This is a genomic window from Streptomyces clavuligerus, assembly GCF_005519465.1.
Lineage (GTDB): Bacteria > Actinomycetota > Actinomycetes > Streptomycetales > Streptomycetaceae > Streptomyces > Streptomyces clavuligerus.
In genome coordinates, this window is record NZ_CP027858.1 from 4,332,913 (window position 1) to 4,359,056 (window position 26,144).

Here is a 26,144-nt window from a genome sequence, read left to right on the forward strand (position 1 = left end):
GGCGGAGCGGAACGGGGCGGCGATCGCTACGCCGGGCCCGTGCCGCCCGAGCCAAGCCCGGAAAGCTGGAAAGGGAGCCATCTCCATGATCCGTCGACTGTCCCTGCGTGCCCTCGCCGTCATCACGGCGGCCCCGGCCGCGGTGATCGTCCCGGCGAGCGCCGCCTTCGCCGACTCCACGCCCGCCCCGAGCCTGCGGTTCGCCGACGAACGCCCGGACACCCCCGCGCCCGCCGAGGGCGCGGGGGCGGGCCTCTGGGCCTCCGTCAGCTCCGACCGGGCGACCCCGTCGGCTGCGCCCGCGCCGGAGCGCGTCGTCCTCGACTCCCGCAGCCCGTCGGTGCTGCCGCGCGGTGGCGTGGCCGCCGGTGACAAGCCCGCGCCGATGGACCTCCGTCGCGCCGAGGTGGTCAAGGGGGGGAAGGTCGTCGTGCCGGAGCGGACGGTGTCGCTGCCGCGCGGCGGTGTGGCCGCCGGTGACAAGCCCGCCCCGGCACCGGCGCTGAAGGTGACGCCCGCCGGCGCCGGCGCCGGCTCGGTGACCGTGCCGCGCGGCGGGGTCGCCGCGGGCGAACAGCCCGCCACCGCGGGCGGCGCCACCGACTCCGCCGTCATCGGCGGCACGGTCGCCGCTTTCGCCGTCCTCGCGGGCACCGGCGGCCTCCTCCTCCGCCGCCGCGCAGCCCACCAGCTCTGATGCGTGGGCCCGCGTGATGCCGTGCGCTTCACGCGGGCGGTCTGTGGACGGCGTGGGAAAAGCGCCCACCAGCCCCGTGTACCCCGTCCCGACGGGGTACACCGAGACGCCCACCACCGAGCCGGGGCCTCTCCCACGCCGACGCGTCCGTCCCGGGCCTGTGCCGTCCGCCCGGCGGCTCCACGCCCGCTGAGGGCCGCCGCACCCCATCCGGACGCGTCCCGGGGCACGGCGCCGCGCGGTCGCCGCACACGGGCCCGTCGACGGCCGCGTCGGCCGGAGCCGGGCGCGGCCGTTCCGGGCCTGTGGTCCGCCGCGGTGGTCCTGTGCCGTCCGGGCGGTGGTTCCGCGCCCGTCGCGTCGCGCACCGTCGGCACCGGGGCTCGTCCCCGGATGGCCGCGGTACACGGTGCCGTCGGTCCTGCCGGGGGTGTGGCCTGCGTCGCCGCACGGTCTGTCCCGGGCCGGCGGACCCGTCCAAGGCGCGGGCCGCCGCCGAGCGCGGCTGTCCCGGGCCTGCGGTCCGCCGCGGTGGTCCTGTGCCGTCCGGTCGGCGGTTTCGCGCCCGTCGCGTCGCGCACCGTCGGCACCGGGGCTCGTCCCCGGATGGCCGCGGTACGCGGGCCCGTCGGCGGGCCGCCCTCGGTCCGGTCGTCGGCCGGAGCCGGACGCGCGGTCCGTTGTGCCCGCGTCGGCGGAACCCGCCGCCGTGGCCCCGGGCGCGGGTCGGGTGGTGACGGCGCCGTCCCGGGCCTGTGGCCTCCGTATGCGGGTCCGGGGCGGGGGCGGTGGATCCGGAATGTGAACGATGACGACTGGCCGCCCTCGCCGGGCCCGGGTCCGGCGAGGGCGGACGTAGCTCTGGAGCAGACGAATGAAGACACTTCGGCGGGTCCTCCGCCACCGTCCCGCCGCCCTGGTGGTCCCGGTCGTGCTCACCGCGGCCGTCGCCACCGGCGGATGCTCGTCCGGCAGCGGTGGTGCGGCGGGTGGCGGGGAGACGGCCGGGCGGGTCGTGGACCACGGGCCCGCGACCCCCGACGGCGGGGCGGAGCCGGGCGGGACCCGAGGGCGGCCGGAGCGGGGCGCCGAGGAGCCCGCCGCGCCCGTGCGGGTGACGATTCCGTCGGTCGGGGTCGACAGCGCCCTGATGCGGCTCGGGCTCAACAAGGACGGGACGGTCGAGGTCCCGCCGCCCGCGAAGGGGATGACGGCCGGGTGGTACACCGGGGGCGCCGTCCCCGGGGAGCCCGGGGCCTCCGTGATCATCGGGCACAACAGCACCGTCCACGGGAAGGCCGTCTTCCACGATCTGAAGAAGATCGCCAAGGGCGCCGAGGTCACCGTCCGCAACGCGTCAGGGGACACCGCCCGGTTCACCGTCACGCACCGCGAGACCGTCAGCAAGAAGGCGTTCCCCACCCAGCGGGTGTACGGGGCGACCAACGGCCGCGAACTCCGGCTGATCACCTGCGACGGGGCCTTCGACGCCGCGGGCCACCCCGTGGACAACCTGATCGTCTACGCCACCCGCCGCTGACGGGCGCCTCAGCGCGCGCCCCCCGACCCCCACCACCGGGAGCCCGCCGCGCCCTGCCGGCCCCGCCCGGCGGGGTACAGGGCCTCCCGGCCGGTCATCCGCCGCGGCCCGCCCCCGGGCGGCTCGCCCAGCGAGGCCAGCGCGCTCCGCGCGGGCGGGACCAGCAGCGGCGAGAAGAACGGATTGACCCGCAGCGCCGTGCCGATGTTCCGGCGCGCCGACCCGTACAGCCCCAGGGACCGTTCGATCTGCCCCCGGTGGTACGCGAACAGCGGACTGCGCAACCCCTCCTTCGTCGCCCGCTTGGCGTACGGCAGCGCCTCGTCCGCCCGGCCCGCCCGGTACAGCGCCCACCCCAGCCCGTCCGCGATCTGGGTGCTGCGCCGCCCCGCCTCCCACGCGTCCGTCAGCAGCCGCACCGCCTCGTCAGGATCGCCGTGGTCGGCCTCGTAACGCCCCCGCGTCAACGTCTGGTCGACCCCGTACCGCTCGGCGCGGTCCGCCGTCTCCAGCACCGCCGCGTAGCTCTCCTCGGCCTCCTCGTGCCGCCCCAGCGACTCGTACAGCTCCCCGGCCTCCAGGGCGTACTCCGGCAGCGGGAAGCGGGTCAGCGCCGCCCGGTACTCGGCGAGGGCCGCGTCGGTCCGCCCCAGGGCCGCCAGCGCCCGCGCCCGGCCCGCCCGCGCCGGGTGCAGCTCGGGCGCGAGCCGCAGCGCCGCGTCGTACCCGGCGACCGCCTCACGGGGCTCGCCGCGCTCCCAGGCGAGATCGCCGAGACGGCGCAGCGCCACCGCCCGCTCGGTCGTCCCGGCCGCGGCGGCGACGGCGTCGTACGCGTTGGCCGACGCGTCCTCGCGCCAGCCCCGTTCGCGGTAGACCTGCGCGGCCAGCGCCCGGGACTGCGAGCCCTGGTACAGCGCGGTGAGCCGGTCCAGCGCCCCGTGCACCGCCTTGTACGCGCCGACCCCGCTCTGCGCGTCGATCAGCGCCCGGTACACCGTCCACCGCCGGGGCCGCTGCTGCTGCGCCCGTACCGCCGCGTCCCGGGCGGTGGCGAAGTCCTGCCGCGCCCCGGCGAGTACGGCGAGCCCCAGCAGCGCCTCGGTGTTCCCGGCGGCGGCGGGGCGTTCCCGCAGCGAGCGGTTGAGCGCGCTCTCGGCCCGGGCCAGCGCGGCCCAGTCGGCCCACCAGGCGCCCCGTTCCGCGTACGCGGTCCCGAGCGCCGCCCAGGACTCCTCGTCCCCCGGGTGCGCGCGCAGCCACCGCGTCCGGTCGCGGATCAGCGCGTCCAGCTCGGCGCGGGAGGCGGGGGCCCCGGCGACGGCCGCCGCCCTGGCCCGGGCGGCGGGCCCCGGCGCGGGCGGGGGAGCGTCGTGCTCCTCGGTCACCAGCATGAGCACCCCGCCCGCCAGGGTGGCGGCGACCAGGGCCGCCACGGCGGCGTTCTTCACACGTTCCGTGCCCATGGCGCCACTGTGCGCCCATCATCAGTCCATACGAGGAATGCCGCCCGGGCCCGTGACACGGACGGCGGACGGGTTCACACCGATGGCCCCGGGTGCCAGGCTGGCCCCATGGACGATCTCATCGAACGGCTGCGTGCGGGGCTGCCCGCCGAGGCGCTGATCACCGATCCGGATGTGACCGTCTCCTACGGACGGGACATGGCGGGCTTCTGCGCGGCGGGGACCCCGGCGGTCGTGGTGCTGCCGCGCACGGTCGAGCAGGTCCGGCATGTGATGCGCACGGCGACGGCGCTGCGGGTCCCGGTGGTCCCGCAGGGCGCCCGTACGGGCCTGTCCGGCGCGGCCAACGCCTCGGACGGCTGTATCGTGCTCTCCCTGCTCCGGATGGACCGCATCCTGGAGATCAGCCCGGTGGACCGGATCGCCGTGGTCGAACCCGGCGTCGTCAACGCCGATCTGTCCCGCGCCGTCGGCGAGCTGGGCCTCGCCTATCCGCCGGACCCATCGAGCTGGGAGAGCTGCACGATCGGCGGGAACATCGGCACCGCGTCGGGCGGGCTGTGCTGTGTGAAGTACGGCGTGACGGCGGAGTACGTCCTCGGTCTGGAGGTCGTCCTCGCCGACGGACGGCTGCTGAACACCGGCCGCCGCACCGCCAAGGGCGTGGCCGGATACGACCTCACCCGGCTCTTCGTCGGCTCGGAGGGCAGTCTCGGCATCGTGGTGAAGGCCGTCCTCGCGCTGCGGCCCAAGCCGCCCGCGCAGCTCGTGCTCGGGGCCGAGTTCCCCTCGGCCGCCGCGGCCTGCGCGGCGATCTGCGCCGTCATGGAGCGCGGACACACCCCGTCCCTGCTGGAACTGATGGACCGTACGACGGTGCGCGCGGTCAACGCCACGACCGGCATGGGGCTGCCGGAGACCACCGAGGCGCTGCTGCTGTGCGCGTTCGACACCCCCGACCCGGCCGCCGACCTCGCCGCCGTGGGCGAGCTGTGCCGGGCGGCGGGCGCGACCGAGGTCGTCCCGGCGGACACCCCGGCCGAGTCCGAACTGCTGCTCCAGGCCCGGCGGTCGGCGCTGCCCGCCCTGGAGTCGCTGAGCACGGCGACGATGATCGACGACGTCTGCGTACCGCGTTCCCGGCTGGGCGAGATGATCGAGGGCACCGCCCGGATCGCGGAGAAGTACGGTCTGACGATCGGGGTCTGCGCCCACGCGGGCGACGGCAACACCCACCCCGTGGTCTGTTTCGACCAGCACGACCCGGAGGAGTCCCGGCGGGCGCGGGAGTCCTTTGACGCGATTATGGCCCTGGGGCTGGAGCTGGGCGGGACGATCACCGGCGAGCACGGTGTGGGCGTCCTGAAGAAGGAGTGGCTGGCCAGAGAGCTGGGCCCGGTGGGTCTGGAGATGCAGCGGGGCATCAAGGCCGCCTTCGACCCCCTGAACATCCTCAACCCCGGCAAGCTGTTCTGAGCCACCCCGGCCCGATATCGACTCCTCCGTTCCGATATTCGCTCCTGCCCAGGGAGTAGGGCCACAGCCCGATGCCCGGACACGGTCCGCCCTTCTACGGTGAAAGAGCGGGTGCGCACCGCGCCCGGTCGGATCGGCGCACCACCGCCGAAGGAGGAACCATGCCCGCAACACTGGATCACACCGTCGTCCGCAGTCATGACCGCTTCGCCGGGGCCCGCTTCCTCGCCGAGCTGATCGGCGAGCCCGAGCCCCGGGAGTTCGGCCCCTTCGCCAGCCTGGCGCTGGCGGGCGGGGTGACCTTGGACTATCTCGACGTGGAGGGCGAGATCGCCTCCCAGCACCTGGCCTTCCTCGTCTCCGACGAGGAGTTCGACACGGTGCTCGCGAAGGTCGTCGAACGGGAGCTGCCCTACTTCGCCGACCCCCACGCCGAGAAACCCCAGGAGATCAACCACCACTTCGGCGGCCGGGGCTTCTACCTCGCCGACCCGGACGGTCACTGGCTGGAATTCATAACGCATACCTATGTCATCGAGTAGTTCACCGACTCTGGACGGGACCGTCTAGCCCTCGTCCGCGTCCGGCGTCTCGTCGGTGGCCCGGGGGGTCTCCTTGCCGCAGGCGGGGGAGTGGCCCCGGGCCCACAGCCGCTGGGCCCGGCCGGGCGACAGCAACTCCGCCAATTCGCCCTCCAGATCGAGCCGGTCGCGCTCCGAGCCGGGCGGCACCACCCGCAGGGTCCGCTCCAGCCAGGCCGAGACCGCGACCGACGGGACCTCCAGCAGCGCCTCGCCGTCGGGCGACGCCAGCGCCATCAGCACCACGCTCCTGCCGTCCGTCCTGCTCGGCCAGATCCGCACATCCCCCTGACCACAGGGCCGGAACACCCCCTCCACCAGCAACTCCCGGGCGAAGGTCCAGGTCACCGGGGACGCCGAACCGATGTGGAAGGTGATGTGCACGGCATACGGGTCGTCGGTGCGGTACACCATCCGGGCGGGTACGGGGATGCTGCGCTCGGGCGACAGCACCAGCCGCAGTTCCAGTTCACGCTCGACCACGGAGTGCATGACAGGCTCGCTTTCGTTGTGCGTACCGGGCCTGGGACAGGCCCTTGCACGGTGAGAGCGGGCTCGCCGTCCACGATGACGCGACTTTCGCGAAAAACTTTCCGTGACATTGTCGCTGCGGTGAGTGACTGGATCGTCCGGGTGGTCCGGGTGGTCCGGGTGGTCCGGTGCCCAGGGGCCCGGTGCGGTGCGCCTGTCCGCACGGACCCGGGCGCGCCGTCGGTACACAGCCGTCAGTACACATACGGGAGCAGGCGCTTCGTCCGCCGCCGGTACTCCGCGTACTCCTCGCCGAAAACCGCGAGCAGTATCCGTTCCTCCGCCGCGATCCGCCATCCGTACGCCGCGCCCAGCAGGACGGCGACCGCCACCGCAGCGAGCCCCTTCCCCAGCCCCAGCGCCCAGCCGGTCCACACCAGCAGACTGCCCGCGTACCCGGGGTGCCGGATCAGCCGGTACGGCCCCGTGCGCACCACCCGCTGGCCCGGGGCCGTCCGCAACGTCCGGGTGTAGTACGCGCCCAGCGTCCGCATCCCCCACGCCCGCAGCAGCAGCCCGGCGGCGACGGCGCCGACCCCGGCCCAGCGGGCCGCGGCGGGCAGCGCCCCCGGCAGCAGCGCCCCGAGGAGGAGCGCGCCCGCGAAGGCGGCGGGCAGCAGGGCCGTGCTGCCCCGGTCCGCCGCCCCGGCACGCCAGGAGGCGGCGGTGCGGTCCCGGTGGCGCAGCAGCAGCTCGTACCCCGCCCAGAGCACCAGCCCGGCGTTCGCGAGCACACTCGTCAGCCGCATACAGGGGAGCCTGTCAGCCCGCGCGCGGCGGGGGGCGGCGCGCGTCCGGGCCGTCGCCCGCTCCGGCGGACCGGTGAGGGCCATTCGGGTGGACCGGCGCACCCGACCGGCCCCACGGGAGGGGGTGCTCGGGTGCCGTCGCACGGGCCCGGGTCGTTGCGCCGAGGGAGGCTTCGCGGTCGGGAACGGAACCTCAGGGAGCCCCGGTCGTTACAGCCTGACGGGGCCCAGTCGGCCGCAAGTGTCCGAAAGATTCGGAGAGATCCGGAAAGACGCAGAGCCTGGAAAGGCTCTCCGAGGAGATACGGGACCACGGTGATGAGCGCCCCAACCCCGGCCGGAGACGGCGAGAGCCCCACCCCCGGCTACTATCCGGACCCCTCCATCCCGCACTACATCCGTTACTGGAACGGCGCCGCCTGGGTGCCCGGCAGCAGTCGGCCCGCGCCCAAGGCGGGCGAGTCGACGCCGCCGCTGCCGGGTCGCGGCGGCCGGGGCCAGCAACGGCAGCCCGCCGCCGGGCGGGGGCATCGGGCGCCGGAGCCGTCGGCGGCGGCCGGGCCGGGGCGGATCGAGGAGACCGGACCGGTCTTCCTCGACGAGGAGCCGCCGGACCGGCCCGATCCGCTCGGTCCGCTGGACGGGCGGGACGGGGCGGGAGGGCCGGAGCGCCATGAACCGGCGACCGCGTGGCGCGCGGACGCCTCCCGGCAGACCGGTTTCGGGGGCGAGCACGACCGCAGGGTCTCCTGGAACGGGAGCCCCCACAACGCGGGCCGGACCCCGTTTCCCGGCCCGGTGGACGGGCCGCCGCCCGACGGCCCGGGCAGCACGGCCGGGCCGGGCGGGTCCCGGGGCGCGGACGGCCCGGGAGGCACCGGCGGCCACGCGGACCACGGGAACCCCGGCGGCCTCAGTGGCCTCGGCGCCCTCGAAGCCTCCGGCGGCCCGCACGGCGCCGGGGCGGGTCAGGGCGGGTCGGTGACGTCCGGCGGTCCGCCGCCGTACGGCGCACACGACGGGTACGGGGCGAACGCCGTGCACGACGGGTACGGAGCGAGCGCCGTGGACGGCGGGCACGGCGCCCGCCCGGCCGACGGCGAGCACGGCGGATACAGCGCCCACAGTCCGCACGGTTCGCCTGCTCCGCAGGGGCGCCGCACGGTCCAGGACAGCCGTGCGCTCCAGGACCGGCCGGGCCCCGGCGGCGCGGCCGGCCACGGGAACACGAGCGCCGACCGGCCCCGCGAGGGCTCGCCGCCCATGGCCGCCGGGCCCCCGGGCGCCGACCCGTTCCGGGTGCTCCGGCCCCCGTCCACCACCGCCGGACGACCCCGTGAGACGGCCCCCAGGCTGCCCGCCCAGAGCGGTGGTGAGTCCGCCGTCCGCCCGGTGGGGACGACGGCGGTGGGGGACGGGCCGCGCCCCGAGGGGACGCTGCCGATCCGGCCCCTGCGGCCGAGGACCGGAGCCGAGCCGCCCACCGACAGCACCCTGACGATCCGTGCCCTGCGGCGCGCCCGCGCCCAGCGGGAGCAGGAACGCGCGGAGGCGGCGTCCCGGGCCGCCCGCGAGGGACAGGCCGAACGGGAACGGACGGAACGGCCGCGGGCGGAGCACGCCCCCGCCGACCGGCTCCCCGCCGACCCGCCGCCGGGCGACGCGCCGCCCGCCGACCGGCATCCCGCGGACCGCCCGCCCCCTCTCGCACCCGGTCTCGCGCCCGCCGGTCCCCTCAGCCCCGTACCGGCCGTACGGTCCCCCGCGCCGGTCGCCCCGACCCGGCCGCAGCTCCGCCGCCCGCCCGCCGTCGACGAGGCGGGCGAGGCGGTCGCCTCCTGGTCCCAGCAGGTGCACCGGCTCGCCCGGGGCGGCGAACCCGAACAGCCCCCGGCCGAGGAGCCGTTCGCGCGGGCCGCCCGGGAGCGCGCCAGGGTCCGCCCCGCCGGGCTCGGGCGCCGGTTCACGGCCCGGCTCGTCGACAGCGCCCTCCTGGGCGCGCTCGTCGCCGCCGTCGCGGTCCCCGTCGGGCTGCGCACCCTCCAGCACGTCGACCACAAGATCGAGGCCGCCCGCCACTCCGGCCGCACCGTCACCGTCTGGCTGGTGGACGGCACCACCGGCGCCCACCTCGCCGTCGTCCTCGGCGCACTGCTGATCTTCGGATTCGTGTACGAGGTGCTGCCGACGGCCTGGTGGGGCCGGACCGTCGGCAAACAGCTCTGCGGGGTCACGGTGCTCGACATGGGCTCCCAGCGACTCCCCTCCTTCGGGGCCTCGCTGCGCCGCTGGCTGACGCACACCCTGCTGGGGCTGATCGCGATCGGGGCCCTCGGCGTGCTGTGGGCGCTCTTCGACCACCCGTGGCGGCAGTGCTGGCACGACAAGGCGGCCCGCACCTTCGTCGCCGTCCGCCGCCCGTCGCCGCGTGGGGCTTGAGGCGGCGGTCCGGCCGTGGTCGTGCCGGGTCCGGGGCTGTGGGTCGTCCGTCGTGGTGCCGTTTCTGAGGCCGGGGTCCGCCTGAGGGCGCGGTCCGTTTCACGTCGCGGCTTGCCTGAAGTGGTGGCCCGCCGGTCGCCGCGTGGGGCTTGAGGCGGCGGTCCGCTCGTCGTCGTGCCGGGCTCGGGGCAGCGGGCCGTCCGCCGTGGTGCCGTGTCCGAGGCCGGGCCCGCCTGAGGGTGCGGTCCGGCTGCCGTCGTGCCGGGCCTGGGGCAGCGGGTCGCCCGCCGCCGCGCCGCGCCCGAAAGCCCCGCCCGGCCCGGGCGCCGGTCTGAAGCCGCGGCCCGCCCGGCCCCGCGGTCCGTCTGGAGTCACGGCGTGCCCGTCACCGCGTCGCGCCCGTCCCCGGTGCCGTTCTGTAGCAGTGGTCCACCCGGCCCCGGTGCCGCGCCCGAAGGCCACGCCTCACCTGTCCCCGGTGCCGCGCCCGAGGCTGCGGCCCGCCCGACCTCGCCGCCGCGCCCGAAGGCCACGCCCCACCCGACCCCGGCGCCGGTCTGAAGCCGCGCCCCGCCCGGCCCCGCGCCGCATCTGAGGCCGCGGCCCGCCCGAGGCCGTGGCCCGTTTCACGCCGCAGCCTGCACCGAGCCGCGGCCCGCCCGGCCCCGGTGCCGCGCCCGAAAGCCACGCCCCGCCCACCGCCGCCCCGGGCCCGAGGCCACGCCCCGCCCGGCCCGCGCCGCGCCGTCTTCCGCCGGGCCCCGTCCGGCGTTTGGGGCCCGTCCCGGGCCGTGCCTCCGAACGGCGTACCCCCGATTGCGGGAGCCCGTACCCCGCGGTGCACTGCCCTCATGAGCAGCGATCAGCCGCCGCCCCCCGGCCCCGGGGGCCCCGAGGACGACCCCTTCCTCAAGCGCCCGCAGGGCCCCTCGGACCCCGGCGGCCAGGGGCAGCAGCCGCCCGGACCCCCGCCCGCCGGCGGCGGGGGAGCCTGGCCGGGCGACCAGGGCGCGGGCGGCGCGGGCGGACCGTACGGCACGGGCGGCCCCTACGGCGGCGGCAGCCCCGGCGGCCCGCCCCCGTCCGGCGGCGGCTACGGCGGCGGCCCCTACGGCGGCGCCCCCGACCCGCTCGCGGGCATGCCGCCGCTCGCCGACTTCGGCAGGCGCTTCGCCGCCCGCGTCATCGACCTGGTGATCGTCTTCATCCCGCTCTTCCTGCTGTCGCTGGTCTTCGGCGGCTGGAACGTGAACGCCGACAGCGGCGACAGCCTGAACGACATCGCCAACGACGTGAACACGGGCCGCCAGTGGGCCTGGTCCCTGATCTCGATCGTCGCCTACGTCGGCTACGACACCTGGCTGACGGTGAAGCGGCACGGCCAGACCGTGGGCAAGAAACTGCTACGGCTGCGGGTCGCCATGCTCAACGACGGCAGCGTCCCGGAGACCCGCGCCGCACTGCTGCGCGCGGTGGTGCTCTGGGTCCCGGCGCTGCTGTGCTGCCTCTGTCTGTGGTGGCTGATCATCATCATCTCGATCCTCGTCGACAAGCCCTACAAGCAGGGGCTGCACGACAAGGCGGGGCGGACCGTGGTGGTCGCCGTCCCGGAGGGGGCCGAGCCGCCCCCGGCGGGCTGACGGCCCGGCGGACACCGCTGCCGCCGGACGTGTCCCGGGAGAACCGGGACACGTCCGGTGTGTTCCATGAACCCGGTGCATAACGGGGTGCACAGTGCCACCCATCACCATCTGGCTAATTCCCCTCCCTTTCCGTCTGATTCAACGGCCTCATACCACGCATTTTCCCCAAGAGGTGTCCGGATAACGGAAGGGAAATTTTGCATAGTGCAGTAGGAACGTCTTAGTCAAGGGTTGTCTTTTCTTCGCCAGTTACGGTCGAATGCCGTCACTTGTGACGCGTCGACACGCCGGACCTCCCACCCCCGGAATCCGCAGCGGCGGCGCGGGGGAGGACACCGACAAGTGACCACGAGAAGACGGACGACCAGAGCGTCCGCCGTCATCGTCGCGCTCGCCGCGGCGACCGCGGCGGCTTCGGCGTTCAGCACCGCCCAGGCGGGAGACCGGGCGCCCGGTGACGGCGCCGCGCCGGTGACACGTGTGGACCCTGCGCCGCGGAAGGACCATGTCGACCACGACCTCGACGGTCCGTTCAGCAAGCAGCAGAAGCTCAACCGCCAGGCCGCGCTGGAGCAGGTCATATCCGGGGACGCGACCGTGCAGAAGCGCGGCGCGTCCAAGGTCGTCAAGCTCGACGAGGGGAAGTACGTCGAGCTGGGCCGGGAGAAGACCGACAAGATCTTCACGATCCTGGTGGAGTTCGGCGACAAGGTCGACGACACCACCCTGCACGACCCGGACGGGCCCGAGGGCCCGAAGCCGCCCGTCAAGAAGTACGGCGGCACCCCCGGCCCGCTGCACAACCGGATCGCGGAGCCCGACCGCAAGGTCAACAACTCCACGATCTGGCAGAAGGACTACAACCGCGAGCACTTCGAGGACCTGTACTTCGGTACCGGCAAGGACGCCGCGGGGCAGCCCAAGCACTCGGTGAAGACCTACTTCGAGAAGGCTTCGTCGGGCCGCTACTCGGTCGACGGCGCCGTCTCCGACTGGGTCAAGGTCGAGTGGAACGAGGCCCGTTACGGGTCCAACTACTGCGGCGAGAACAACTGCGTCAACGCCTGGGACGCGGTCCGTGACGGCGTCAACGCCTGGGTGGCCGACCAGAAGGCCAAGGGCCGCACCGACGAGCAGATCAAGGCCACGCTCGCCGAGTACGACGTCTGGGACCGCAACGACCACGACGGCGACGGCAACTTCAACGAGCGCGACGGCTACATCGACCACTTCCAGTTCGTCCACGCGGGCGAGGACGAGTCCGCGGGCGGCGGCGCCCAGGGCACCGACGCGCTGTGGGCGCACCGCTGGTACGCGTACGGCTCGGACAACGGCAGGACGGGCCCCGCGTTCAACAAGGCGGGCGGCACGCAGATCGGCGGGACCGGCGTCTGGGTCGGCGACTACACCGTCCAGCCGGAGAACGGCGGACTCGGCGTCTTCGCCCACGAGTACGGCCACGACCTCGGGCTGCCGGACCTGTACGACTACACGGGCGAGAACTCCACCGGGTTCTGGAGCCTGATGTCCGCCGGTTCCTGGCTGAACAACGGCAAGGACACCATCGGCGAGATGCCGGGCGACATGACCGCCTGGGACAAGCTCCAGCTCGGCTGGCTCAACTACACCAAGGGCAAGGCGGCCACCGCCTCCACGCACACCCTCGGGGTGTCCGCGTTCAACACCAAGCGCCCCCAGGCGCTCGTGGTCGAACTGCCGAAGAAGCCGGGCACCCGGCCGGTGGTGAAGCCCAGCAGCGGTGAGAAGCAGTGGTGGAGCGACCTGGGCGACGACCTCCAGAACACCCTGACCCGCTCGGTCGACCTCACCGGCAGGTCGACGGCCTCGCTGGAGCTGACCGGCTGGTGGCAGATCGAGAAGGACTACGACTTCCTCTACACCGAGGTCTCCGCCGACAACGGCGCCACCTGGACCCCGGTCGACGGCACCGCGAACGGCGCGCCCATCACCCGTGACGGGGGCGGCAAGCCCGGACTGACCGGCCGTTCCGGCGGACACAAGGCGCTCGTCTACCCGCTGAACGGGTACGCGGGCAAGAAGATCGACGTCCGCTTCCACTACCGGACCGACGGGGCCACCGCCGACAAGGGCTTCACCGCCGACGACGTGGTGATCAAGGCGGACGGCGCCACGCTGTTCAGCGACGGCGCCGAGACCGAGGCGGCGGGCTGGACCAGCAAGGGCTTCAGCCGGGTCGGCGCCTCGTACACGAAGGACTACGAGCAGTACTACATCGCCGAGAACCGGCAGTACGTGTCGTACGACAAGACGCTTCAGGTCGGCCCGTACAACTTCGGCTTCCAGGCGCCGAAGAACCAGTGGGTGGAGCGGTACCCGTACCAGAACGGCCTGCTGATCTGGCTCTGGGACACCTTCCAGCTCGACAACAACGTCGGCTCCCACCCCGGTGAGGGGCTGGTCCTGCCGATCGACGCCAACCCGACGCCGCTGAAGTGGTCGGACGGCACCTTGATCCGCAACCGTATCCAGGCGTTCGACTCGACCTTCTCGACCCGCCCCTACGACGGGTTCACGCTGCACAAGGGCGGGGTCCCGACCCGGGTCCCGGCCAAGAAGGGCGTGAGCGTCTTCGACGACCGCAAGGGCGTCTACTGGTCCCCCGCGAACCCCACGCAGGGTGTGAAGACTGCTGACACCAATACGAAGATCTCGATCGTCAAGGAGCCGCGAAGCGGTGAGACGATCACCGTAAAGGTGGGTCCTTCCACCAAATAATTGGTGAATAAGCAGGTCAGACCATGATCGGCCGTTGCCCCCTGGCGGGCGGCGGCCGATCGTGTTTAGGTGCGGGGTGCCAGACTCTTATTGACACACCATCTCACGGGGAGTCGATCGATATGCCCGGCGGAGGATTCAGCAAACTGCCGAACGGCAGTGTGGTGGTCGCGCTCAGCCTGCCCAGCGGGCTGGACGACGGGCGCCCCGCGCGCTTCCTGGTGCACGCGGCGAATCGGGCGAGGGCGCTCACCCGATTGCGGAATCTGGGGCTCCGTGCGGTGTATCTGCGCGGGAACGCGGAGCCGCCCACCCCGGACGAGATCACGGCGGTGCTGCACCACCCGGACGGGCTGGTGTGGCGGCGGGACCGGCCGCAGTCGGCCGGGGAGCTGTGGCGCCCCTTCCGGGCCCTGCTGCGGGAGCGCGCCCGTTTACTCGACCAGAGGGATCAAGGGGACCAGGGAGACCAGAGTGATCAGGGGGACCGGACCCGCTGAGCCGATCCGCCCGGTCCGCCCGGTCGCCCCAGGGGTCAGACCACCGGCTCACCGGTCAGCTCGACCCCGGCCGCCCGCAGCTCCTCCAGGACCCGCCCGGTGCGCTCCTTCGACACGCCCGCCGTCAGATCCAGCAGCACCCGGGTGGTGAAGCCCTCCCGGACCGCGTCCAGGGCCGTCGCCCGCACACAGTGGTCGGTGGCGATGCCGACCACGTCGACCTCGGTCACCTCCTGCTCGCGCAGCCACTCCGCGAGCGTCCGGCCGCTCTGGCTGGCGCCCTCGAAGCCGCTGTAGGCGGCGGCGTGGGCCCCCTTGTCGAAGACCTCGTCGATCGCGCCGGAGGCCACCGCGGGGGCGAAGTTCGGGTGGAAGCCCACGCCCTCCGTGCCCGCCACGCAATGCGCGGGCCAGCTCTTCTCGTAGTCGGGCGTGTCCGAGAAGTGGTCGCCCGGGTCGATGTGGCAGTCCCGGGTGGCGACGATCCGGCGGTAGCCCGAGGGCACGGCCTGGCCGATCAGCTCGGTGATGGCGGCGGCGACCTCGGCACCCCCCGCCACCGCGAGGCTGCCGCCCTCGCAGAAGTCGTTCTGAACGTCGACGACGATCAAGGCGCGGTGCATGGCGGCTGTCCTTCGGTGAGCGGTGAGTAGTGCGGCCGTACCCGGATGCCCCGGAGCCGGGCGCATAGTCCCAGCCTAGGCAGTCCGGAAGACGCGCAGGGGCTCTTCATGTGCATGGCAGAGTACGCGGTCCCGCCGCGGGCGCGGGCCCCGGAGCCCGTCCGCGCGCCGCGCGCCGCGCCCGCGTCCGCCTGCCCCGCTCCTGTCCGGCCCCGTCCGCCCCGGGACGGGGCGCCGCACACCTATACGTACTCCGTCGGCAGTACCGGCTCGCCCCGGGAGAGCTGGGTGGCCGACAGCGGCAGTGCCGCCCGGGCCGCGATGTGCCGGTCCCGGGCCGCGTCCAGCGGCTCCCTGGCGACGATCTCCCCGCCCTGGACCAGCGGCACCAGGAGCTGCCGGGCCACCAGGACCTCCGGTACCGGCCCGGTCCCCACGACCTCCGCCTCGGCGACCCCCTCGGCGTCGGCGCGCCGGGCGGCCCACTTCCGGCCGCCCAGGGAGGTCTTCGCGCCCAGCGACTTCTTCGCCACCGGCACCAGCGGGCCCGAGGCCGAGGTGGCGCGGGCGACCAGCTTGTACACCATGGAACAGGTGGGGTGGCCGCTGCCGGTGACGAGCTGGGTGCCGACCCCGTACGCGTCCACCGGCGCGGCGGCCAGCGAGGCGATCGCGTACTCGTCCAGGTCGGACGTGACCGTGATCCGGGTGTCCCGGGCGCCCAGCTCGTCGAGCTGCTGCCGCACCCGGTGGGCGACGAGCAGCAGATCGCCGGAGTCGATCCGGACGGCGCCGAGGCCGGGCCCCGCGATCCCGACGGCGGTCCGGACGGCCTCCGCCACGTCATAGGTGTCGACGAGCAGGGTGGTGCCCCGCCCCAGCGAGTCGACCTGCGCCCGGAAGGCGTCCCGCTCGCTGTCGTGCAGCAGGGTGAAGGCGTGCGCGCTGGTGCCCACGGTCGGGATGGAGTAGCGGAACCCGGCCGCGAGATCGGAGGTCGAGTCGAAGCCGCCGACGTACGCGGCGCGCGCCGAGGCCACCGCCGCCAGTTCGTGGGTGCGCCGGGCGCCCATCTCGATCAGCCGCCGGCCGCCCGCGGCCGAGGACATCCGGGAGGCCGCGGCGGCGATCGCGGAGTCGTGGTTGAGGATCGACAGGATCACGGTCTCCAGCAGCACGCACTCGGCGAAGGAGCCCTCCACGCGCAGCAGCGGCGAGCCGGGGAAGTAGACCTCGCCCTCCGGGTAGCCCCAGATGTCCCCGCTGAAGCGGTACGAGGACAGCCAGGCCAGCGTGGGCTCGTCCACGATCCGCCGCTCGCGCAGGAAGCCGAGCACCCCGGCGTCGAAGCGGAAGTTCTCCACGGCGTCCAGCAGCCGCCCGGTGCCCGCGACGACCCCGTAGCGGCGGCCCTCGGGGAGGCGGCGGGTGAACACCTCGAACACCGAGCGGCGCTCCGCGGTGCCCCCGCGCAGGGCCGCCTGGACCATGGTGAACTCGTACTGGTCGGTGAAGAGGGCCGTCGAGGGGACGTCCACCGGCAGCCCCAGGTCAGCGGTGTTCACGTCACTCCACCTCGTACTTTCGTCTTGGTCGCGGCTCTGTGGCGGCCCTGTCCCGCCCGTGGCGCGGCACGGTGTCAGCCGCGGACCCCGGGCGATTCGGCCATGGCCCGGATGCTACCCCACATCTCGTCAAACTGACGAGATGTGGTGGCCGTTTATGCGCCGTGCCCGGTCGGGTGGCAGCATGGATCAGGTGAGTGTTGCTCCCACCGAGATCGAACGCCCAGCACCGGCGGAGGAGACCTTCGCCGTGCCCGAGCCGGACGTGCCGTGGGTGACGCTCGTCCACAACGACCCGGTCAATCTGATGAGCTATGTGACCTACGTCTTCCAGGCGTACTTCGGTTACTCCAAGGACAAGGCGCGCAAGCTGATGCTCGACGTGCACAACAAGGGGCGCGCGGTGGTCTCCAGCGGCAGCCGTGAGGAGATGGAGCGCGACGTGCAGGCGATGCACGGCTATGGGCTCTGGGCGACCCTCTCCCAGGACCGCGGCTGATGCCGGGACACTTCGAGCCGGTTCCCGGCGGTGGCGCCGCGGTGGCGCTGGACGATGTCGAGGTCTCCATCCTGCGCTCGCTCGCCGTGCAGCTCCTGGAGCTGATCGGGCCGGGGGACACCCCCGTCGAGGGCGAGGACCCGCTGGCGGCGCTGTTCGCCGAGGGCCCGAGCGAGCCCCCGTCCGACCCGGCGCTGGCCCGGCTCTTCCCCGACGCGTACGCGGGTCCGGGGGCGGACGGGTCCGGCAGCGGGACACAGGAGGCGTCCGCCGAGTTCCGCCGCTTCACCGAGAACGATCTGCGCACCCACAAGCGCGAGGACGCGCTCGCGGTGGTGCGGACGCTGGACTCCCTCGCCCCGGCCGCCGAGGGCGGGGCGGTCCTGAAGCTCTCCCCCGAGGACTGCGTGCGCTGGCTGCGGGCGCTCAACGACCTCCGGCTGACCATCGGCACCCGGCTTGAGGTCACCGACGAGGACGAGTCCAGCGCCCTCTACCGGCTGCCGGACTCCGATCCGCGCAAGCCGATGGTGATGGCCTACCTCTGGCTGGGCGTCCTCCAGGAGACGCTGGTCGAGACGCTGCTGCCCTGATCACCCCCCGGCCCCCGGCCCCGCACCGGGTCCGGGGGCCTTTCCACGGCCCCATATGACCGTTGTGCGGGGGTGTATGTCCGGCATTCGGACAGCGTACGAGGGGTGAACCCTCAGCGGACACTCAAATCCGAATAACGATCCTGTTACCACAAGGGCATACTTTGCCCGTCTTCGTGTCTTTTGTGCTGATTTCAGGGTGGCGTGAACCACACTCGGCCATCTGTACGGCCCATAAACCCGTGATAAACCTTCACTTCCGCCAGGGGCGCCACCCATGCTCCTGGAGGCGCTTGAGCCGGCGGATCGCCGGTGGCACTCCATCCGTATCCGGGGGGATCAGGACCTGATCCGCGTCCGCGCGCACGCATCGCAGCGGGAGCGGGTCCGCATGGAGAAAGGGCGCATCACCATGACCTCAGTGCAGGTCGGCAAGGAAGACGGGCACGACGGCAAGGGTGTCGCGGGACCCGACGGGTCCCCACCGCCCGAGGCCGCGGCCCAGGGCGAGAACCAGGGCTACCACCGGGCGCTGAACGCCCGGCAGATACAGATGATCGCCATCGGCGGCGCGATCGGCACCGGACTCTTCCTCGGTGCGGGCAAGGGCATCTCCAAGGCGGGCCCCAGTCTGATCCTCGCCTACGCCGTGGCGGGCGTGGTCATCTTCTTCATCATGCGCGCGCTCGGCGAGCTGCTGATGTACCGCCCGGTCGCGGGCTCGTTCTCCGACTACGCGCGGGAGTTCGTCAGCCCCTTCGCGGGCTTCGTCACCGGCTGGACCTACTGGCTCTTCTGGGTGGTCACCGGAATGACCGAGGTCACCGCGGCGGCCAGTTATATGACCTACTGGTGGGACATTCCCCAGTGGATCTCCGCGCTCGCCTTCACGATCATTCTCTACGGCGCCAACCTGATCTCCGTGAAGCTCTTCGGCGAGCTGGAGTTCTGGTTCTCGATGGTCAAGGTCACCGCGATCATCGGCATGATCCTCATCTGTGCGGGCATTCTGACGATCGGCTTCTCCGACGCCGGGGACACCGCGTCCGTCACCCTTCTCTGGGACGACGGCGGATTCTTCCCCAAGGGCATCGGCGGCACCCTGATGACCCTCCAGATCGTGATGTTCGCCTTCCTCGCCGTCGAGCTGGTCGGCGTCACCGCCGGTGAGTCCAAGGACCCCGAGAAGAACCTGCCGAAGGCGATCAACACCGTCCCGGTCCGTATCGCGATCTTCTACATCGGCGCCCTGATCATGATCCTGTCGGTGGTCTCCTGGACCAAGTTCCAGCCCGGGGTCTCGCCGTTCGTCGCCGCCTTCGACGAGATGGGGCTCCAGGTCGGCGCCGCCATCGTCAACTTCGTCGTGCTGACCGCCGCGCTCTCCTCCTGCAACTCCGGCATGTACTCCACCGGCCGGATGCTGCGCGACCTCGCGCTCAACGGACAGGGCCCGGGGATCTTCACCCGGCTCACCAGGAACGGCACCCCGCTGCTGGGCACCACGTTCTCCGCCGGTCTGATGCTGATCGGTGTCTGGATCAACTACCAGTGGCCCGGCGAGGCGTTCAACAAGATCGTCTCCTTCGCCACCATCTCCGGCATGTGGGCCTGGATCATGATCCTGGTCTGCCAGATCCGCTACCGCGCCAAGGCCGACCGCGGTGAGCTGCCGCACTCCACGTTCAAGGCGCCCGGCGCCCCCTGGACGAGCTGGTTCGCGCTCGCCTTCATCGGCATGGTGATCGTGCTCATGGGCATCGACAAGGACGCCCGGATCTCGCTCTATGTGGCCCCGGTCTGGGCCCTGCTGCTCGGCGTCGCCTATCTGGTGCTCAAGCGGCGCAACCCCCAGGGGGACGCCTTCAGCAAGAAGGACTGACCCCGGGGCCGCCCCGAGGGGCGGGCACCGGACACACCAGGGCGGGGCCGTACGGTACGACACCGTACGGCCCCGCCCTTGTCTTCTGTCTCTCCCGTTTCCCCCGTTCCCGCGGAGGCTCGGAGCACCTGCTCCCGGTTCTCTCGGACGGAACGTTTCCGCAGCTCGTCTGCTTATGCTGATCCGCATGCTGACGCTGACGAAGGCCCTCTTCGACCAGATCGTGGCGCACTCCCGCGCCGACCACCCCGACGAGGCGTGCGGCGTCGTCGCGGGCCCCGCGGGCACCGGACGCCCCGAGCGTTTCATCCCCATGCTGAACGCGGCCCGCTCGCCCACGTTCTACGAATTCGACTCGGCCGACCTCCTCACGCTCTACCGCGAGATGGACGACCGGGACGAAGAGCCCGTGATCATCTACCACTCCCACACGGCCACCGAGGCATACCCCTCCCGTACCGACCTCTCGTACGCCAATGAGCCGGGCGCCCACTACGTCCTCGTCTCCACGGCGGACACCGACGGCGCCGGGCCCTTCCAGTTCCGTTCCTTCCGGATCGTGGACGGCACCGTCACCGAGGAGGACGTCAAGGTCGTGGACGCCTACTGACCACGTACGATCACCGCACCGCACTACTGCACAGCAGGGCGGCGGGACCCAGGAAGCCGGTGTGACTCCGGCACGGTCCCGCCACTGTGACCCGGGCCCCGGCCCGGCAGTCAGGAACTGACCCGCCGCCCTTCTCCCATCACAGGGGACGTGGAAATCCCCAAGGAGGCCGTACCCCGCCATGTCCAGGCGCCGTTCCGCTGCCACCGCAGCCGCCCTGACCACCGCCCTGCTGCTCACGCTCACCGCCTGCGGCTCCGACAGCTCCGACAGCGGCGGGAAGGGAGGGACCGAGGCCGCCCGCCCCGGCGGTCCCTTCCCGTACACCGTCGACAACTGCGGGGTGAAGACCACCTACAAGGCCGCCCCGCAGCGGGTCGTCACCATGAACCAGCACGTCACCGAGATCATGCTGGAACTGGGGCTGGAGAAGTCCGTCGTCGGCACCGCCTACCTCGACGACGCGGTCCTGCCCCGCTACCGCCAGGCGTACGAGGCCATCCCCGTCATCGCCAAGGAGTACCCCTCCCGCGAGAAACTGCTGGCCGCCAACCCCGACTTCGTCTACGGCGGATACGCCACCGCCTTCGACGCCAAGGACGGCCGCACCCGCGACGCCCTGAAGGACTCCGGCATCGACAGCAGGCTCAATGTGGAGTACTGCACCGAGAAGCGCACCACCATGGACGATCTCTACCAGGAGATCGAGGAGGTCGGGGGCACCTTCGGCGTCCCCGAGCGCGCCGAGCGGTGGATCACGAAGGCCCGGGCCACGGTCGCCGGGACCGAGCAGCGGCGCGACGGGAAGCCGCCCGTCCCCGTCTTCGTCTACGACGCCGGGGACAAGACCGCCACCACCGTGGGCGGCAAGGGCATCGGCCATGAGCTGATCACCCGCGCGGGCGGACGCAACCTCTTCGCCGACATCGACAAGTCGTTCGGCGAGGCCACCTGGGAGGAGGTCGTGGCCCGCAAGCCGGAGGTCGTCCTCATCCTCGACTACGGCTCCGTCAGCGTCGCCCAGAAGAAGGAGCGGCTGCTCAGGGACCCGGCCCTGCGCGACGTTCCCGCGATCAAGAACAAGCGCTTCGCGGTGCTGCCGCTGTCGGACGCGGTCCTCGGGGTACGGGCGCCCGACGCCATCGCCAAGCTGTCCGCCCAGTTCGACCGGTGAGCCGACCGGTGAAGGCGGTGGGGACGGCGGGACCGGCGGGCACCGAGCAGCCGGGGAAGACGGGGAAGCGGTTGTTCCGGACGGTGCCCGCCGGGTCGCCGAAGGCCCCGGGCGCCCCGGCCGCGTCCTGGCTCCGCCGCGCCGCCGTCCTCACCGGGCTGACGCTCGCCCTCGTCGCCGCCGCCGTGGCCGGGCTCGCGCTCGGCTCGGTCCGCATCCCGCCCGGCGAGGTCGTCCGGGCCCTGCTGCCCGGCGCCGCGCCCAGCCCCTTCCGCACCATCGTGGTCGAGGTACGGCTGCCCCGGGTCCTGCTCGGGGCGGTCGTCGGGGCCGGACTCGCCGTCGTCGGCTGCGTCCTCCAGGCCCTGGTGCGCAACCGGCTCGCCGACCCCTTCCTGCTGGGGATCTCCTCCGGGGCGTCCACCGGCGCCGTCCTCGTCCTCACCCTCGGCATCGGCGTCACCACCGCCGTCGCCATGCCCGTCGGCGCCTTCCTCGGCGCCCTCGGCGCACTGGTCCTCGTCTACGCGCTGGCCAGCAGGGGCGGCGGGATGACCGGCACCCGGCTGGTGCTCGCGGGAGTCACCGTCTCCTACATCCTCACCGCCCTGACCACCCTGGTCCTGGTGGCCTCCGCCCGGCCCGAGCACTTCCGGGAGGCCCTGTACTGGTCCCTCGGCGGACTCGGCAGCGCCCGCTGGGACACCGTCTGGCTGCCCGCGGCCGTCACCTGCGCCGCGCTGCCGCTGCTGTTCGCGCTCTCCCGGCCGCTGGACCTGATGCTGGTGGGGGAGGAGAGCGCGACCGTGCTCGGCCTCGACGTGGCCCGCTTCCGCGCCGCCGTGTTCGTCCTGGCCTCCCTGATCACCGCCGTGCTGGTGGCCGCGAGCGGGGCCGTCGGCTTCATCGGGCTGATGGTGCCGCACGCCGCCCGGCTGCTGGTCGGCGCCACCCACCGGGCCCTGCTGCCGGTCTCGGCGCTCGCGGGGGCCGCCGCGCTGATCGTCGCCGACCTGGCGGCCCGTACCGTCGCGTCCCCGCAGGACATCCCCGTCGGCGTGCTCACCGCGCTGATCGGCGGGCCGCTCTTCCTGTGGCTGATGCGGAGCCGCACCGCACAAGGAGCAGCGCTGTGAGCCTTCCGCCCTCCACCGGGTCCGCTTCCCCCACCGGGCCTGCTTCCCCCGCCGGGGCCGCCCCCTCCACCGGGCCCGTTTCCCCGGCCGCGCCCGCGCCCTTCCCGGAGCCCGGACCCGCGCGGGCCGCGCTCGACGTGACCGGGCTGCGCTACGGCACCGGGGGCCGCCTCCTCCTCGACGGCGTCGCGCTCACCGCCGCCCCCGGCGAGACCGTCGGCCTGGTCGGCCCCAACGGCAGCGGCAAGACCACCCTGCTGCGCTGTGTGTACGGCGCCCTGCGCCCCACCGCCGGAACGATCCTGCTCGACGGGGACGATCTGCTCGCCCTCGGCACCCGGGCCCGCGCCCGGCGGATCGCGAGCGTCCCCCAGGACAGCCCCGCCGAGTTCGAGCTGACCGTACGGGAGATCGTCGCCATGGGCCGCTCCCCGCACAAGCGGTTCTGGGAGCCCGACACCGCCGCCGACGCCGCACAGGTCGACGAGGCCCTGGCCAGGCTCGCCGTCGACACCCTCGCCGACCGGCCCTTCCCCTCCCTCTCCGGCGGCGAACGCCAGCGCACGCTGGTCGCCCGCGCCCTGGTGCAGCGCCCCGCGCTGCTGATCCTGGACGAGCCGACCAACCATCTCGACATCCGCTACCAGATGGAGATCCTGGGCCTGGTCCGGTCGCTCGGCACCACGGCCGTGCTCGCCCTGCACGATCTCAACCTCGCCGCCCACTACTGCGACCGGATCGTCGTCCTCGCCGCCGGCCGGGTCGTCGCCGCCGGTCCCCCCGAGGAGGTGTTCACCCCCGAACTGCTCGCCGAGGTCTACCGCGTCGAGGCGGACATAACGGTCCACCCGGCCACCGGATCACCCTCGATCACCTATCTCCCGCCCGCATGGTGAGCGGCATCCATCCGACATACGAGATGGTCTTCCGGGATACGGACCGGGAATCGATACGATGACCGCATGGTTCTCCACGACATGAGCGACACGACGCCGGGCGGCACCCTGCTGCTCGTGGCGCGGCTCCATGTCGACCTGTGCCGTCTCGCCAGCGCGATGTGTCCCTGAGCCCGGCCCCGGGCCCGCCCGGGGAGCGTTCCGGTACCGCGGTCGGCACCAGGAACCACTGGGGAAAAGCCCGGAAAATCCCGGGAAGACCCGGAAGTATCGACCCGGAAACACCGACGCACCACCCTTCGCGCGGGGGAAGAAGCCGCGCGCACGCCGCCTCTCCACCGTTCCCGACGGGAGTCCACGCCATGGCCATCGAGGTTCGTATCCCGACCATCCTCCGCACCTACACCGACGGGGAGAAGGCCGTCGAAGGCAGCGGAACCACCCTCGCCGACCTCCTCGCCGACCTGGAGACCCGCCATGCGGGCATCCAAGCCCGCATCGTGGACGAGAGCGGAGACCTGCGCCGGTTCGTCAACATCTACCTGAACGACGAGGACGTCCGCTTCCTCCAGGGTATCGCCACCGAGCTGAGCGACGGTGACAACGTCACCATCCTGCCGGCCGTCGCCGGCGGAATGCGCTGAGACCGATGCGTTACGACTCCCCGCTCGCGGCGGTCGGCAACACCCCGCTGGTCCGGCTCCCCCGGCTCTCCCCGTCGGACGAGGTCCGCATCTGGGCCAAGCTGGAGGACCGCAACCCGACCGGCTCGGTCAAGGACCGCCCCGCGCTCCATATGATCGAACAGGCGGAGAAGGCCGGACGCCTCACCCCCGGCTGCACGATCCTGGAGCCCACCTCCGGCAACACCGGCATCTCGCTGGCGATGGCGGCCCGGCTCAAGGGCTACCGCATCGTCTGCGTCATGCCGGAGAACACCAGCGAGGAGCGCAGGCAACTGCTCGCCATGTGGGGCGCGGAGATCATCTCCTCGCCCGCGGCGGGAGGGTCGAACACGGCGGTGCGCGTCGCCAAGGAACTGGCGGAGCAGAACCCCTCCTGGGTGATGCTCTACCAGTACGGCAACCCCGACAACGCGGGCGCGCACTACGCCACCACCGGCCCCGAGATCCTGGCCGACCTCCCCTCCATCACCCACTTCGTCGCGGGCCTCGGCACCACGGGCACCCTCATGGGCGTCGGCCGCTATCTGCGCGAACACGTCCCCGGCATCAGCGTCGTGGCGGCGGAGCCCCGCTACGACGACCTCGTGTACGGGCTGCGCAACCTCGACGAGGGCTTCGTCCCCGAGCTGTACGACGCCTCCGTGCTCACCACCCGCTTCTCCGTCGGCTCCGCGGACGCCGTGACCCGCACCCGCGAGCTGCTCCAGCAGGAGGGCATCTTCGCCGGGGTCTCCACCGGGGCCGCGCTCCACGCGGCCATCGGCGTCGGCCGCAAGGCGGTCAAGGCCGGGGAGCGGGCCGACATCGTCTTCGTCGTCGCCGACGGTGGCTGGAAGTACCTCTCCACCGGGGTCTACACCGCCCCCACCACCGAGGCGGCCATCGAGACCCTTCAGGGCCAGCTCTGGGCCTGATCCGCCCGGTCGCCGGATCGTCCCCGACCCGCTGTCTCCCGCCCGCGCCGGGCGGCCCCCGTTCACACCGAGCGGGAGAGCCGCCCGGCGCGGGCGGTTCCGTCTCCGGGGCACCCCGGTGGTTCCCCGGTCCGGGGCTCCCCGGGCTTTCCGGCGGTTCCCCCGGTCAGGGCCCCCGGTGGGGCCGCCGGTCCGGCCCCTCCCGGTGATCTCTTCCGGCGGTCGCTCCCGCGTCGGCCCCGCCCCCCTCCGAATCGGTGACAGCGCAGGTGAGTTCCCCCACAACGCCCCGCCCCCAAGGGGCGGCACCCCCTTTTGCGCTTTACGCTCAACGGACCGCACGACCCAGACCCACCCCCCAGCCCTCCTCCCCGTCCTCCCCGTCAATGGAGGTCCCAGCTCCATGAAGCTCACCGTCGTCGGCTGCTCGGGGTCGTTCCCGTCCGCGGAATCGGCTTGTTCGAGCTACCTCGTCGAGGCCGACGGCTTCCGGCTGCTTCTCGACATGGGCAATGGCGCCCTCGGCGAGTTGCAGCGCCACATCGGTCTCTACGACCTCGACGCCATCTTCCTCAGCCATCTGCACGCCGATCACTGCATCGACATGTGCGGCTATTTCGTCGCCCGCTACTACCGGCACGAGGGCGGTCGCTGCGACGCCCTGCCCGTGTACGGCCCCGAGGGCACCGAACACCGGCTGACCACCGCCTACGCGGACACCCCCTCGCCCACCTCGATGAGCGAGGTCTTCGACTTCCGCACCCTGAAGCCGGGCACGTTCGACATCGGCCCGTTCTCGGTGCGCGCCGAGCGTGTCGCGCACCCCGTCGAGGCGTACGGCATCCGGCTGGAGCACGAGGGCCGGACCCTCGCGTACTCCGGTGACACGGGGGTGTGCGAGCCGCTGCACGAGCTGGCCGACGGCGCGGACCTCTTCCTCTGCGAGGCGTCCTTCACCTACGGCAAGGAGGACATCCCGGATCTGCACCTCAACGGCCGGGAGGCCGGGGCCCACGCCGAGCGGGCCGGTGCGGGACGGCTGGTGCTCACCCATGTGCCGCCGTGGACGGACGCCGACCGCAATCTCGCCGACGCCCGCGCCGTCTACCGGGGTCCGGCGGAGCTGGCGGTGTCCGGCGCGGAGTACGACATCTGAGCGGTCCCGGAAGGGCGGGCCCCAAAACGGC

24 protein-coding genes and 1 riboswitch are annotated in these 26,144 nt (G+C 73.1%); of the genes, 19 read left to right on the plus strand and 5 right to left on the minus strand.

The window, feature by feature from the left end; genetic code table 11:
- The first annotated feature begins 85 nt into the window (after positions 1-85).
- Together CRV15_RS18240 and CRV15_RS18245 are read left to right on the plus strand one after the other, a co-directional pair.
- On the plus strand, positions 86-697 hold the full coding sequence (locus tag CRV15_RS18240; RefSeq protein ID WP_003960638.1) for a hypothetical protein: 612 nt from the start codon (positions 86-88) through the stop codon (positions 695-697).
- A gap of 874 nt (positions 698-1,571) precedes the next feature.
- The gene (locus CRV15_RS18245) at positions 1,572-2,237 is read left to right on the plus strand and encodes a class F sortase (protein ID WP_003954801.1); all 666 of its coding nucleotides are present in this window, start codon (positions 1,572-1,574) and stop codon (positions 2,235-2,237) included.
- A gap of 8 nt (positions 2,238-2,245) precedes the next feature.
- Here CRV15_RS18245 and CRV15_RS18250 read toward each other — a convergent pair whose 3' ends face one another.
- The gene (locus tag CRV15_RS18250; protein ID WP_003960637.1) at positions 2,246-3,703 is read right to left on the minus strand and encodes a tetratricopeptide repeat protein; all 1,458 of its coding nucleotides are present in this window, start codon (positions 3,701-3,703) and stop codon (positions 2,246-2,248) included.
- Positions 3,704-3,811: 108 nt separating this feature from the next.
- Between CRV15_RS18250 and CRV15_RS18255 the strand changes: the two genes are divergently transcribed.
- Together CRV15_RS18255 and CRV15_RS18260 are read left to right on the plus strand one after the other, a co-directional pair.
- Positions 3,812-5,179, plus strand: a complete 1,368-nt coding sequence (locus CRV15_RS18255; protein WP_003960636.1) for an FAD-binding oxidoreductase — start codon at positions 3,812-3,814, stop codon at positions 5,177-5,179.
- A 161-nt stretch (positions 5,180-5,340) separates the two neighbouring features.
- Entirely contained in the window at positions 5,341-5,721 is a 381-nt protein-coding gene (locus CRV15_RS18260) for a VOC family protein (RefSeq protein WP_003954804.1), read from the plus strand.
- A 24-nt stretch (positions 5,722-5,745) separates the two neighbouring features.
- On the opposite strand, the gene CRV15_RS18265 is transcribed toward CRV15_RS18260, so the two are convergent.
- Positions 5,746-6,252, minus strand: coding sequence for an SsgA family sporulation/cell division regulator (locus tag CRV15_RS18265; RefSeq protein WP_003960635.1), 507 nt, complete (start codon positions 6,250-6,252; stop codon positions 5,746-5,748).
- A gap of 233 nt (positions 6,253-6,485) precedes the next feature.
- Positions 6,486-7,040 carry a methyltransferase family protein gene (locus tag CRV15_RS18270; protein ID WP_230864125.1) on the minus strand — a complete coding sequence of 185 codons (555 nt, stop codon included), beginning with the start codon at positions 7,038-7,040 and terminating at the stop codon, positions 6,486-6,488.
- Between the two features lie 318 nt (positions 7,041-7,358).
- Between CRV15_RS18270 and CRV15_RS18275 the strand changes: the two genes are divergently transcribed.
- The 4 genes from CRV15_RS18275 (at position 7,359) to CRV15_RS18290 (ending at position 14,379) form a co-directional block, all read left to right on the plus strand.
- Positions 7,359-9,479 carry an RDD family protein gene (locus CRV15_RS18275; RefSeq protein WP_003960633.1) on the plus strand — a complete coding sequence of 707 codons (2,121 nt, stop codon included), beginning with the start codon at positions 7,359-7,361 and terminating at the stop codon, positions 9,477-9,479.
- An 851-nt stretch (positions 9,480-10,330) separates the two neighbouring features.
- Entirely contained in the window at positions 10,331-11,119 is a 789-nt protein-coding gene (locus CRV15_RS18280) for an RDD family protein (RefSeq protein WP_003960632.1), read from the plus strand.
- Positions 11,120-11,464: 345 nt separating this feature from the next.
- The gene (locus CRV15_RS18285; protein ID WP_003954810.1) at positions 11,465-13,879 is read left to right on the plus strand and encodes an immune inhibitor A domain-containing protein; all 2,415 of its coding nucleotides are present in this window, start codon (positions 11,465-11,467) and stop codon (positions 13,877-13,879) included.
- Between the two features lie 122 nt (positions 13,880-14,001).
- Positions 14,002-14,379, plus strand: a complete 378-nt coding sequence (locus CRV15_RS18290) for a hypothetical protein (RefSeq protein ID WP_003954811.1) — start codon at positions 14,002-14,004, stop codon at positions 14,377-14,379.
- A 35-nt stretch (positions 14,380-14,414) separates the two neighbouring features.
- Here CRV15_RS18290 and CRV15_RS18295 read toward each other — a convergent pair whose 3' ends face one another.
- Positions 14,415-15,002 carry an isochorismatase family protein gene (locus CRV15_RS18295; protein WP_003954812.1) on the minus strand — a complete coding sequence of 196 codons (588 nt, stop codon included), beginning with the start codon at positions 15,000-15,002 and terminating at the stop codon, positions 14,415-14,417.
- Positions 15,003-15,244: 242 nt separating this feature from the next.
- Positions 15,245-16,567, minus strand: coding sequence for a nicotinate phosphoribosyltransferase (locus tag CRV15_RS18300; protein ID WP_003954813.1), 1,323 nt, complete (start codon positions 16,565-16,567; stop codon positions 15,245-15,247).
- A 184-nt stretch (positions 16,568-16,751) separates the two neighbouring features.
- Between CRV15_RS18300 and clpS the strand changes: the two genes are divergently transcribed.
- From clpS to CRV15_RS18350, 11 genes are all read left to right on the plus strand, one after another.
- Positions 16,752-17,066 (plus strand): ATP-dependent Clp protease adapter ClpS, encoded by a 315-nt coding sequence (gene clpS / locus CRV15_RS18305; protein WP_003954814.1) that lies wholly within the window; start codon positions 16,752-16,754, stop codon positions 17,064-17,066.
- Positions 17,066-17,659, plus strand: coding sequence for a DUF2017 domain-containing protein (locus tag CRV15_RS18310; protein WP_003960627.1), 594 nt, complete (start codon positions 17,066-17,068; stop codon positions 17,657-17,659). Before clpS ends, CRV15_RS18310 begins: the two co-directional genes overlap by 1 nt.
- 412 nt (positions 17,660-18,071) lie before the next feature.
- A complete protein-coding gene (locus CRV15_RS18315) occupies positions 18,072-19,541 on the plus strand; it encodes an amino acid permease (RefSeq protein ID WP_078504779.1) in 1,470 nt (489 codons plus the stop codon).
- Between the two features lie 187 nt (positions 19,542-19,728).
- Complete coding sequence (locus tag CRV15_RS18320) at positions 19,729-20,151, plus strand: M67 family metallopeptidase (RefSeq protein ID WP_009996303.1); 423 nt, start codon at positions 19,729-19,731, stop codon at positions 20,149-20,151.
- A 22-nt stretch (positions 20,152-20,173) separates the two neighbouring features.
- Positions 20,174-20,309, plus strand: a riboswitch (adenosylcobalamin (AdoCbl) riboswitch).
- Between the two features lie 23 nt (positions 20,310-20,332).
- Positions 20,333-21,325 carry an ABC transporter substrate-binding protein gene (locus CRV15_RS18325; RefSeq protein WP_003960624.1) on the plus strand — a complete coding sequence of 331 codons (993 nt, stop codon included), beginning with the start codon at positions 20,333-20,335 and terminating at the stop codon, positions 21,323-21,325.
- Positions 21,326-21,408: 83 nt separating this feature from the next.
- Positions 21,409-22,461 (plus strand): FecCD family ABC transporter permease, encoded by a 1,053-nt coding sequence (locus CRV15_RS18330; protein WP_029182938.1) that lies wholly within the window; start codon positions 21,409-21,411, stop codon positions 22,459-22,461.
- Positions 22,458-23,357, plus strand: coding sequence for an ABC transporter ATP-binding protein (locus CRV15_RS18335; protein WP_003960622.1), 900 nt, complete (start codon positions 22,458-22,460; stop codon positions 23,355-23,357). The genes CRV15_RS18330 and CRV15_RS18335 overlap by 4 nt, the downstream gene beginning before the upstream one ends.
- Positions 23,358-23,423: 66 nt before the next feature.
- On the plus strand, positions 23,424-23,528 hold the full coding sequence (locus CRV15_RS37705) for a putative leader peptide (protein ID WP_003954819.1): 105 nt from the start codon (positions 23,424-23,426) through the stop codon (positions 23,526-23,528).
- A gap of 191 nt (positions 23,529-23,719) precedes the next feature.
- Positions 23,720-24,001: a MoaD/ThiS family protein gene (locus CRV15_RS18340; protein WP_003954820.1), complete on the plus strand. Its 282-nt coding sequence runs from the start codon at positions 23,720-23,722 to the stop codon at positions 23,999-24,001.
- Positions 24,002-24,006: 5 nt separating this feature from the next.
- Positions 24,007-24,957: a PLP-dependent cysteine synthase family protein gene (locus tag CRV15_RS18345; protein ID WP_003954821.1), complete on the plus strand. Its 951-nt coding sequence runs from the start codon at positions 24,007-24,009 to the stop codon at positions 24,955-24,957.
- Positions 24,958-25,360: 403 nt separating this feature from the next.
- Positions 25,361-26,113, plus strand: coding sequence for an MBL fold metallo-hydrolase (locus CRV15_RS18350; RefSeq protein ID WP_003954823.1), 753 nt, complete (start codon positions 25,361-25,363; stop codon positions 26,111-26,113).
- Positions 26,114-26,144 lie beyond the last annotated feature (31 nt).

What these genes read in the sequence shown, in the direction of transcription:
- CRV15_RS18260 (WP_003954804.1), top strand. Translation starts at nt 5,341, where the DNA reads ATGCCCGCAACACTGGATCACACCGTCGTCCGCAGTCATGACCGCTTC.
- CRV15_RS18345 (WP_003954821.1), top strand. Translation starts at nt 24,007, where the DNA reads ATGCGTTACGACTCCCCGCTCGCGGCGGTCGGCAACACCCCGCTGGTC.
- CRV15_RS37705 (WP_003954819.1), top strand. Translation starts at nt 23,424, where the DNA reads ATGGTTCTCCACGACATGAGCGACACGACGCCGGGCGGCACCCTGCTG.
- CRV15_RS18240 (WP_003960638.1), top strand. Translation starts at nt 86, where the DNA reads ATGATCCGTCGACTGTCCCTGCGTGCCCTCGCCGTCATCACGGCGGCC.
- CRV15_RS18270 (WP_230864125.1), bottom strand. Translation starts at nt 7,040, where the DNA reads ATGCGGCTGACGAGTGTGCTCGCGAACGCCGGGCTGGTGCTCTGGGCG.
- CRV15_RS18310 (WP_003960627.1), top strand. Translation starts at nt 17,066, where the DNA reads ATGCCGGGACACTTCGAGCCGGTTCCCGGCGGTGGCGCCGCGGTGGCG.
- CRV15_RS18290 (WP_003954811.1), top strand. Translation starts at nt 14,002, where the DNA reads ATGCCCGGCGGAGGATTCAGCAAACTGCCGAACGGCAGTGTGGTGGTC.
- CRV15_RS18325 (WP_003960624.1), top strand. Translation starts at nt 20,333, where the DNA reads ATGTCCAGGCGCCGTTCCGCTGCCACCGCAGCCGCCCTGACCACCGCC.
- CRV15_RS18255 (WP_003960636.1), top strand. Translation starts at nt 3,812, where the DNA reads ATGGACGATCTCATCGAACGGCTGCGTGCGGGGCTGCCCGCCGAGGCG.
- CRV15_RS18245 (WP_003954801.1), top strand. Translation starts at nt 1,572, where the DNA reads ATGAAGACACTTCGGCGGGTCCTCCGCCACCGTCCCGCCGCCCTGGTG.
- CRV15_RS18250 (WP_003960637.1), bottom strand. Translation starts at nt 3,703, where the DNA reads ATGGGCACGGAACGTGTGAAGAACGCCGCCGTGGCGGCCCTGGTCGCC.
- CRV15_RS18350 (WP_003954823.1), top strand. Translation starts at nt 25,361, where the DNA reads ATGAAGCTCACCGTCGTCGGCTGCTCGGGGTCGTTCCCGTCCGCGGAA.
- clpS (WP_003954814.1), top strand. Translation starts at nt 16,752, where the DNA reads ATGGATCAGGTGAGTGTTGCTCCCACCGAGATCGAACGCCCAGCACCG.
- CRV15_RS18275 (WP_003960633.1), top strand. Translation starts at nt 7,359, where the DNA reads ATGAGCGCCCCAACCCCGGCCGGAGACGGCGAGAGCCCCACCCCCGGC.
- CRV15_RS18265 (WP_003960635.1), bottom strand. Translation starts at nt 6,252, where the DNA reads ATGCACTCCGTGGTCGAGCGTGAACTGGAACTGCGGCTGGTGCTGTCG.
- CRV15_RS18320 (WP_009996303.1), top strand. Translation starts at nt 19,729, where the DNA reads ATGCTGACGCTGACGAAGGCCCTCTTCGACCAGATCGTGGCGCACTCC.
- CRV15_RS18340 (WP_003954820.1), top strand. Translation starts at nt 23,720, where the DNA reads ATGGCCATCGAGGTTCGTATCCCGACCATCCTCCGCACCTACACCGAC.
- CRV15_RS18315 (WP_078504779.1), top strand. Translation starts at nt 18,072, where the DNA reads ATGACCTCAGTGCAGGTCGGCAAGGAAGACGGGCACGACGGCAAGGGT.
- CRV15_RS18295 (WP_003954812.1), bottom strand. Translation starts at nt 15,002, where the DNA reads ATGCACCGCGCCTTGATCGTCGTCGACGTTCAGAACGACTTCTGCGAG.
- CRV15_RS18280 (WP_003960632.1), top strand. Translation starts at nt 10,331, where the DNA reads ATGAGCAGCGATCAGCCGCCGCCCCCCGGCCCCGGGGGCCCCGAGGAC.